Annotated in this window: 6 protein-coding genes; 1 reads left to right on the top strand and 5 read right to left on the bottom strand. The window is 49.6% G+C overall.

The window, feature by feature from the left end:
- Positions 1 to 370: 370 nt before the first annotated feature.
- The gene (locus F566_RS0117495; protein ID WP_020408316.1) at positions 371 to 1291 is read left to right on the top strand and encodes a LysR family transcriptional regulator; all 921 of its coding nucleotides are present in this window, start codon (positions 371 to 373) and stop codon (positions 1289 to 1291) included.
- A 53-nt stretch (positions 1292 to 1344) separates the two neighbouring features.
- Here the strand turns inward: F566_RS0117495 and F566_RS0117490 are convergent, their stop codons facing one another.
- The 5 genes from F566_RS0117490 to F566_RS0117470 all read right to left on the bottom strand — a co-directional run bounded on the left by F566_RS0117490 (position 1345) and on the right by F566_RS0117470 (position 8762).
- Complete coding sequence (locus F566_RS0117490; RefSeq protein ID WP_020408315.1) at positions 1345 to 2370, bottom strand: tripartite tricarboxylate transporter substrate-binding protein; 1026 nt, start codon at positions 2368 to 2370, stop codon at positions 1345 to 1347.
- Positions 2371 to 2387: 17 nt separating this feature from the next.
- Positions 2388 to 4139 (bottom strand): methyl-accepting chemotaxis protein, encoded by a 1752-nt coding sequence (locus F566_RS0117485; protein WP_020408314.1) that lies wholly within the window; start codon positions 4137 to 4139, stop codon positions 2388 to 2390.
- A gap of 41 nt (positions 4140 to 4180) precedes the next feature.
- Entirely contained in the window at positions 4181 to 5140 is a 960-nt protein-coding gene (locus F566_RS0117480) for a tripartite tricarboxylate transporter substrate binding protein (protein ID WP_020408313.1), read from the bottom strand.
- Positions 5141 to 5512: 372 nt separating this feature from the next.
- Entirely contained in the window at positions 5513 to 7693 is a 2181-nt protein-coding gene (locus F566_RS0117475; RefSeq protein WP_020408312.1) for a phytase, read from the bottom strand.
- 262 nt (positions 7694 to 7955) lie between these two features.
- Positions 7956 to 8762: a class I SAM-dependent methyltransferase gene (locus F566_RS0117470; RefSeq protein ID WP_020408311.1), complete on the bottom strand. Its 807-nt coding sequence runs from the start codon at positions 8760 to 8762 to the stop codon at positions 7956 to 7958.
- Position 8763 lies beyond the last annotated feature (1 nt).

Raw genomic sequence — 8763 nt, 5'->3', positions numbered from 1 at the left:
TCAGATACATCAAGCAGGTGTTTGGTTACGACAAAGTCCGCTATCGAGGCTTGGCCAAGAACAAGAGCCGGCTCTATCTGTTGGCGGCCTTCAGCAATCTGCTGATGGCAAGGAAAGAGCTGCAGGTATAGGGGCAGTGAGCCCAGATGACGCCCCACAGGGGGGGAAGATCCAAAATGGCCGGAAAAACACTCTGAATATTCGGCCATATATCGTCGAGAGTTTGAATTACCTCAGAACCTTGGGGTTATTCAGACTCTCCTTAGTTCTCAATTTGGCTTTAAGACTTCCTTCATGCGGGAATCTTTATGCGTATTTATTTGACAGAGCCATCCTAACTATTTCATAAATGAAAGGTAATTGGATAAAAATGAAAGTTGAGTTTGCAAAAATGAACAGTGATCTTCGCTGGGAGGACCTGAGGGTGATTCTCGCGATCTACAAATCGGGTTCACTTTCTGGTGCTGCCAGAGTGTTAGAAGTCAGCCACGCGACGGTCTTTCGTCGGTTGCAGGGTATAGAATCCCGAATAGGTGCATCCTTATTTGAGCGACACAGAAGCGGGTATGAGCCGACCCTGGCAGGAGAGGATCTGGCGCAGACAGCTGAGCGGGTGGAGTTGGAGATACTTGGGGCCGAACGAAGGGTCATGGGTCGTGATCTGAAGTTGTCCGGTACTATCCGCGTCACAACGACAGATACACTGTTATCCGGAATGCTATCCCCCATTTTTCATCAATTTGGTGCCCATAACCCTGAAATATGTCTTGAGGTGGTGGTTTCCAATAGGGTCTTCAACTTGTCCAAACGAGACGCGGATGTCGCTGTAAGGCCCTCCATATCACCGCCTGATCATTTAGTCGGGCGACTTCTCGGACGAATAACCATGGCGATATACGGGTCTGTGGACCTGGTCCCGGACAAGACGGATGACCAGGAGATAAGTCGATTGCAATGGATCGGGCCGGATAGTCATATGGGCTATCCGGCTCTGGAAAAATGGATGGAGGATCATTCGTACCATGATCGTTGCCGTTATCGAGTGGATAGTTTGCTGGCAATGTTGTGGGCTGCTCGGGAAGGTGCTGGGCTGGCGGTATTGCCTTGTTATCTGGCTGAAAATGATGCTGGTTTGCGGCGGCTGGGTGATCCTGTCCCGGAATTGGAAACAGATCTTTGGATCTTAACTCATCCGGATTTGAGAAATGTGATGCGGATACGCCGTTTTCTAGACCATATCGGCGAGTCTGTACGTGGTCAGGAGCTTATTACTCCACCTGGGAAGTTTTGAGTCTGCTGGGAAAGAGAGCGGGGTGGTATCCAACCAGACCCACTCCGTCCGGATTAAAGTCGAAGCTGGCCCAGAGCCAACTTCAATTGTCGTTCCTGTTTCTCAAGAAACGAGACCATTTTTGATCCCTGCAGGAAATTTTCTGACCAGTAATGCTTTTTCCTGATGTCTGCCCAGCAATGGTGTTGGTTAAGCTGCTTGAGGAGCTGTTTCATCTGTATAAGCTTTTCTGAGGGGACTGTCGGACTGGTAAAGAATCCACGCCAGTTCGCGAGCTCAACGTCGAACCCCTGCTCGTTGAACGTGGCGATCTCCGGCAATTCCGGCAGACGTGTCGGGCTGGTTATGCCCAGTATTCTGACTTTCCCTTCTCTGTATGCCTGGACCATTTCGCCACCCCCCCCGATCAGTGCAGTTCCGTATCCCTGCTCAAGAAGGTGCATCGCTTCTCCACCTCCATCGGCTGAAACGTAGCGGATGTTGCCGGGGGGAAGTCCGGCTGACCTGGCGATCAGCTCAATGGAAATATGGTCGAGGCTGCCGTAGGAGGAGCCGCCGATAATGGGGTGTGTGACCGGTGCTTCCCTGAGTGATGAAAGCAGCTCACTGGCGGTGTGGAAATTGGAGGCCGACGGAACTGCTATGGCTTGATATTCTGTAATCATGATGCTGACCGGATGAATATCTCTAAATCCGTACTTGATGGTTCCCGTTAATTTGCGCAGGAGCAGGGGGGTGGACTGGACCATCAAGGTATCCTGGTATTGTTCGGCGTTTTCCACCATGTCTATGATGGCTCTCCCGCCCCCAGCACCCACCAGATTCTGATAAGACGCCTGATCAATTAAGCGGGAAGACAGAAGTACCTTACCAACCTCTCTGGCAGTGGTATCCCAGCCGCCACCTTCGCCACTGGGAATAAGGAAATGAATAAAGCCAATCTTGCCTGCATGTGCATGCAGTGCAAACAGACCAAATATCAGAATCATCAGATATCTGGAAATCCCCGACAATGCTCCCTTTGAAGGAGTTGTGGCCTGGCGGGATTTCTCCCTCAGGCCTGTCACGATGATATTCATATCATTGCTGTGCTTCGCTATCGGTAAGTGAAATGTGCCAGTTGGGTTTGCAGATCTTCTGACAGACTGCTGATCAACTGGGAAACCTCAGCCGAATTGGCTGCAAAGTCCTTAACCCCGATAGATAATTCATTTATTTTATTTATTTCCAGGTCAACGCCGCCAACGGCCTGTTGTTGCTCCTGAGTGATAGAAGCAATGGTTTGATTGCGTTCCACCAGATGTGCCAGATCCTGAATAATCTCTTCCAGTGACTGGCTGGCCTGTTTTGAGAGTGTTACGCCACTTTCCATCTGGCTACGATTTTCCTCCAGCGCTTTGATGGCATCATTGGCCAGCTTTTGCAGCAGATTGACCATGTTCTGGATCTCCTGGGTGGATTCGGCAGTTCTCACGGCCAGGGTCCTGACTTCATCTGCCACCACGGCAAATCCACGTCCCTGATCACCCGCTCGGGCGGCCTCAATGGCTGCATTCAAGGCCAGAAGGTTGGTTTGCTCGGCAATACTGTTTATAACATCCAGTACGCCACCAATGGAAAGACTTTGCTCCGCCAACTGATTGACAACGGACTCAGCTTCTTCAAAGCGCTCAGCCAGTTGTTGTATTGCGGAGGCGGTGTTATTGACGTCCTGACGGCCGCTGTTGGTTTTCTGATCCAGCAACTCCACCAGTTCAAGGCCGGATTTGGCAGTATTGGAAATATCTTCAGAACTGGCTCCAAGCTCAGTGGCTGCTGCCGCAATGGTTTCTGTGAGGCGCTGTTGCTCCATGCAAGACTCATGGGTCTGCTGGCTGAGGTGTAGCCCATTGCCGGATTTCTCAATTAATTGAGCGGCAACATCTCCCACCGCGACTAGGGTCTCTCGAATATGAGTGATGACATTTCTTGTGGCATCAGCCATCTCATTCACTTCGTTGCGGCCTTTGTACTCAACCTCCAGTGGTTGAGTGAGGTCCTGTTGACGATCAATTAGGGCCAGTTTGTTTCTCAGGCCGTGCAGTGGCTTCGTTATAGAAAATACAATGAGCAGAGCCACAACAATCGTGACAGGAACACATATGCCTAGTATGGCCAGGATCATCCCCTGGATATCTTCGATTCTGGCAGTGTTCTGTTGACTGGAGTTGGCAACGTCTTCACTGCCTGCCTGGGTTTGTTTGAGCGAATCCTGAATCAGCGCGTTGGAGGTGTTCAGCTTATCCTGTAGCATGAGTCCGATCTGCAGGAGGCTTTCATTCATGCTCTCAATTTCGATTTTGGCCTCGGAGATTTCCGATCCTCCTAGATTGTTTTTACCCACCATGTAGTATTGAATGGCCTGGTCCATGAACTGACGATAGCTGGTCAATCGTTCTCTGATATTGCTGACTTCCGGGCTGAGGGCACTGTCCTGATTCAATGTTTCCAGGCTGGCGGCGAGAGTTTCTGCAGATTCATTGGCACGGTTGACAGAGTCGGGAAACAGGGACACGGAGCCATCGAAATACCAAAATACCATGTCTGAATAGGATTTTTGTATCTGCTGGAGCTGCTGTAACAAGGCTTGGGTGTCGGCCTGATTATGAATGAGTTCTGCCTGTTGCTGGATCAGTTCCTTCTGATGTTCGGCTTTGGCCAGCTGTTCCAGACTCTCTGATTTAACGTCAGTAACCGCCGTCAGAGTAAAGAAAAGCGCCAAACCAAATACAATGATTGAAAAAGTTGCCAGAACCATAATCCGGACGACAACACGGGTCAGAGAAAGCCACTTGTAGATTACGTTCATCGTTAGTTACCACTTGCTCAACTGCCACCGGCACTAAAAAATTAATCAATATTTTTGACAAATTTGCTGATGGTTCTTTCCTGGGTTTGCAGGAAGGCTTCAGCGTTGTCACTGGTAATGTAAAAGGGTTCCCAACCATATTTTTGGCGGGTCTGTTTCCATTCCTGTGACAGGTTCATGTCGGCAAGAAGACCTTTATAGGTGTTGAGAAGTTCAGCATTAACTTTTCTGGAAGCGAAGAATCCGCGCCAATTGGCCAGAATGACGTTAATGCCCTGTTCTTTCATGGTAGGGGCATTCAGGCCCTCGATACGTTGCTCGCTGGTGATGCCCAGTATCCTGAACTCGCCGCTCTTGACCTGGTCTATCACCTCGCCGAGCCCGGTGACCATCGCCAGAGCATAGCCCACGGAAAACTTGCGTATGGCATCGCCGCCGCCATTGCTGGGAGAGTAGCGAAGCTTTGAGGAAGGAATGTCAGCCGCCTCCAATACTGCGAGAGCAGTGATGTGATCAAGGCTGCCTTTTGCAGAACCGCCGACGAGGGGCTTTTTCTTGCCGTGTTCTTTGATGGCGGCAAGCAGATCATTCATGTTCTGGAAAGGAGAGTCTTTAGTCACCACGACTACCTGGTATTCGGCAATCATAATAGCGACCGGAAGAATATCCCGAAAAGAGTGATCGTACTGGCCGCTGATATTACGCATGATCAGCGGCAGTGATTGCACCATCAGATGATCCCGATAAAGGGTGTTGTTAATAATTTCACTGAGCGCCCGGCCTCCACCATTACCTGAGAGATTGGTGTAGTTGGCGGTTTCCACCAGGTTGAGTTGCTGGAGAGTATTTCCGGCTTCTCTGGCGGTAGTGTCCCATCCGCCGCCTTGTCCGGCAGGAATGAGGATATTCAGATCTGATAAGGACGCAGCCTGGCTGAGTGGGCTGTGAAATGAGAAAAGAATGAAGACTAGACGGAGTATGCAGGCGGTGAATTTTCGCATGGTTATTCCACTTCTTTCTTGTTGGACTGGAATGCTTGTTTACCGTATATGCCTCTTAGACAATGCCCCAAAAGGTCTACCGGCCGTAATATATGAGCTTAGGCCAGGCAATAGGAGATTGTAGGAATAATCAAATAAGGGGTATTTTGTTTTAAAAGAGCTTTTTGTTCATAAAGTTCACTGGGTCTGTTTACTCTAAATCGATAGGCGTATTTTTTAGTCGCAACAGATGTCATCAATTTCCTGTGAGCAGACCCTACCGTAGAATATGAGGGGCGGCTGTTCCCTGAGTGGGCACAGCCGGTAAAGAAAGCCCATCATTTTGGTGGAAACATGGGCGGATGGCGGGTTAATAACGGAGAAACCAAGAGGTTACCTGATCAGGGACTTGGCAATATTCTGCCAACTCACCATTTTGAAGTTTTGGTTTTCAAGCCCATAGTGGCTGTCAACGTTATACCAGTCCTGCGCGATGAAAAGACCCTCCGGGTAGTCAGGTCCCAGAGCTGCCGATATCACATCGATCCCGTCACTATCGCTGGCTCCGTCAACACCAATACTGTCGTCACCGATAATGGCGAAAGTGCCAACATAGCCGTTGTCATCCAGCAGATTGTAAACCACATAAGTATTGTTGCCCTGGCTGGAGGCAATCAGATACTTTTCTGAGCCATTATCAAAGATTGTCAACCCTTCCACATCGGCGACCAATCGGTCCCCATCAGTGGAGGCAAATAGCGTGGCGGTGGTATCGGCAGACTCATCTGCGTTGAATATCCAGATGCCGATGTCTTCTTCGCCTACATAAAGTTTTCCTGTAGTGTCATCTGCCACGCATCCCTCGGGTTGTGTGTCCACTTTCAGGTGGCGCACAATGCGTCCTTCAATACCTTCTTCCGTCGGCGTCAGTCGCCATTGTTCAATCTCACCATTCTTGCCATTCACAAAGACATAAGGCGTGCCGTCTACTGATTGGTACATACAAAGACCATAGACCTCGTCCACATTCGAGATCAGTTGGGCTTGTTCTGCGTGAACGTCGTCTCCAACTGCCGCCAAGGGTTGGATGGGGAGCTGAGTATCGGTGGCTTCGACTATACGATACAGGGCAAGGGTGTTCAGTTCGCGATTTGAGGCGGCGGCCAATGAGAAGACCGTATTATTCCAGTCTCTGACTTCCCGGCGCAGGTCAATGTTATTGGGTTCTCCACCTTCCAGGTACTGTAACTCGTTGCCGGACAAATCGTAGGCTATTAAACCGCCTTGTTTGTTGGTGGCTATCAGCAGGCTCTTGGTGGCGTCGTTCGGGTGCAGCCAGATGGCTGGGTCATCAGCCGCGTCACCGTCATCATTCACTTCAGCTATTTCGCCTTTGGCTGCCACAAGCTGGACGTTCTGCACTTCCAGATCCCGGTGGGAGATAGGTTGATTCAGGGAGATCTGCCTGGAAGACAAGAATTTAGCCAGATCAGACATCATCAGCTTTTCGTACACGGGATCATCTTTGCCGGTGTTACCCAACCAAAGAGATTCCGTGGATATGGCAAGGATTTTGGCTTCTGCAAAATCCTTGATGCTGAGCTTTGTTTCATAGGCGTAGTCACCATCACGACGATACAGAAGGAAACCAGCGCCCTCGTCCGCGACGACCAGATAGCCCTTACCGTTCTGAGCGTATATCAGGTCAAGTCCTTCGATTTCTTCCAGTTTTCCCAGCGGAGCGATGGCATCGACCAGTTGTCGCGTTTTGATGTTTTCAGCGTCGGCCCCGTAAGCCCAAACCCCCAGATCCTGTTCGGCGATAAACAAGATACCATTTTCATCGTCCGTTATGCAGGCACTGATTTCTCCGCCCACGGTAAAGCGACGTACTGGGACAGGTACTCCCATTCCGTCGTCGATGGCACTGATGATATTGCTGCCGTCATAGCGCAGTTTGTATTGAATAATCTCGCCATCTTCGGAAAACCCGCTGATGGTCAGTTCATCGGTCGTCACATTTTTGTAAAGGCACACACCTGCTGGCTCCAGCTCAATATCCAAGGTGCCGAGGTCTGTGAGGGGATTTTCCGGATCGTCATTCACGGTGTAAAAAGCGAAGGCTTCTTCATCAGGAATGGTCACCGCCAGCAAATCGATAGCATTGCCCAACTCATCACTGACGCCATAGCGGATATCAGCGCCGAGAGTTACTCGACGCTCATCCTGCCATAGTCGAATACCCTGATGATCAAAGACGGCAAGTCCATCGCCCTCAAGGGTGCCGATCAGCAGGTTTCGAGAAGAATCTGTAGGGTGTTCCCAGATCGCTGCATCTGCCAGATCCTCATAACTGTTTGCGGTTGAAAGTCGGGTGGAAAGTATTTGGTTTGAGTCAGAATCTACGCCACTCCTTGTATCGTTAGGGGAATTGCTGTTGTCACATCCTGACAGGGTTAAGCCCAGCGCAAGCAATGCGTGAAAAGTAAGTGCAGGAAAAGCAGGTACGGGTAAAGTAATTCCGGGTAAAGAATGTAGCCTGGGAAAAGAAATGAGGAGCGCATTCCGTCTCATAAAGTAGTCCTTGTCGTTTTCGTGATATTTGTGGCAATTGTCTGTATCAGCAGGTACCCGCGTTAAATACGGTGGAGTGCCTGCTTTGGAACCGTTGTCTGGCTGTACACTAAAAAGGACGAATGACACTAGTGTGACGTACACTCTGAATGCTGGCTCAGAGACCTGAAATAGGTCGCAGTTTAAGGTCTTTATCTGATCAAGAGGGCTCTCGGGAATTTTAAATCAGAGGATGTTGGGGGGAGAGAACGAAGTGACCGGTTTACAGACTCCCTAACTTGCTCCAGTTGGCGACGAATCCTAATGGTGGGTTGTGTTCGGTATGTTCAAGGTCTGCGCAGTAATTTCCGATATTTTCTGGAAGCTCTTCAATATATGTCAGATGTAATCCGACATTTATGGCTGCCATCAGAATGTCGCTCATGGTGTGATGAAACCAGTAGTTCTTTTTGGCCTTGTATTTAACGTGGTTGAAGTAGTCCAGGCCGTTTTCGTCTTCAAAGGGCTTTTTGTCAAAGTAGGAAGCGCCGATATAAGACGTTTCGTCTTCCACATACATGGATAAGATCGGGTGAATTTCTTCCACAACAAGCTGCCCACCTTTTTTGAGGACAGAGGCACAGTTTTTCATAAAATGCGGTAAGTCAGGCATCCAGTTCAAAACACCGACGGTAATCAGGGCAATATCGAACTGGCAGAGGAATGTCTCTGGCAATTCATAGATGTTGTGGCATTGAAACTCTATGGCTTTGAGATTGGCTGCGGCGGATAAAGTCTGGGCCTTGTCAATAAACTGTTGCGATCCATCAATGCCAAGACAGTACCCAGCCCCTTTTTTCTTAAGTGAAATCAGATCGATACCATTATTACAGCAGATCTGGATGCAGGACTTCCCCTTAATATCGATCGTTTCCAGCAATAACCTGGTCAGGTGCGTATCCAGATTTGAATAGTGTGCATTTTGAACCTCCTGAAGCAGGTGTCGATTGATTCTGGCGTGCAATGGCGCCGCTTCGTCCCAGGAGGCCAGGTTTTGTCGGGTGTACCTGAGCAGCGAGTCTTTGTCCATT

Source organism: Hahella ganghwensis DSM 17046, from assembly GCF_000376785.1.
GTDB lineage: Bacteria > Pseudomonadota > Gammaproteobacteria > Pseudomonadales > Oleiphilaceae > Hahella > Hahella ganghwensis.
This window is presented reverse-complemented; position numbering and strand designations above follow the sequence as displayed.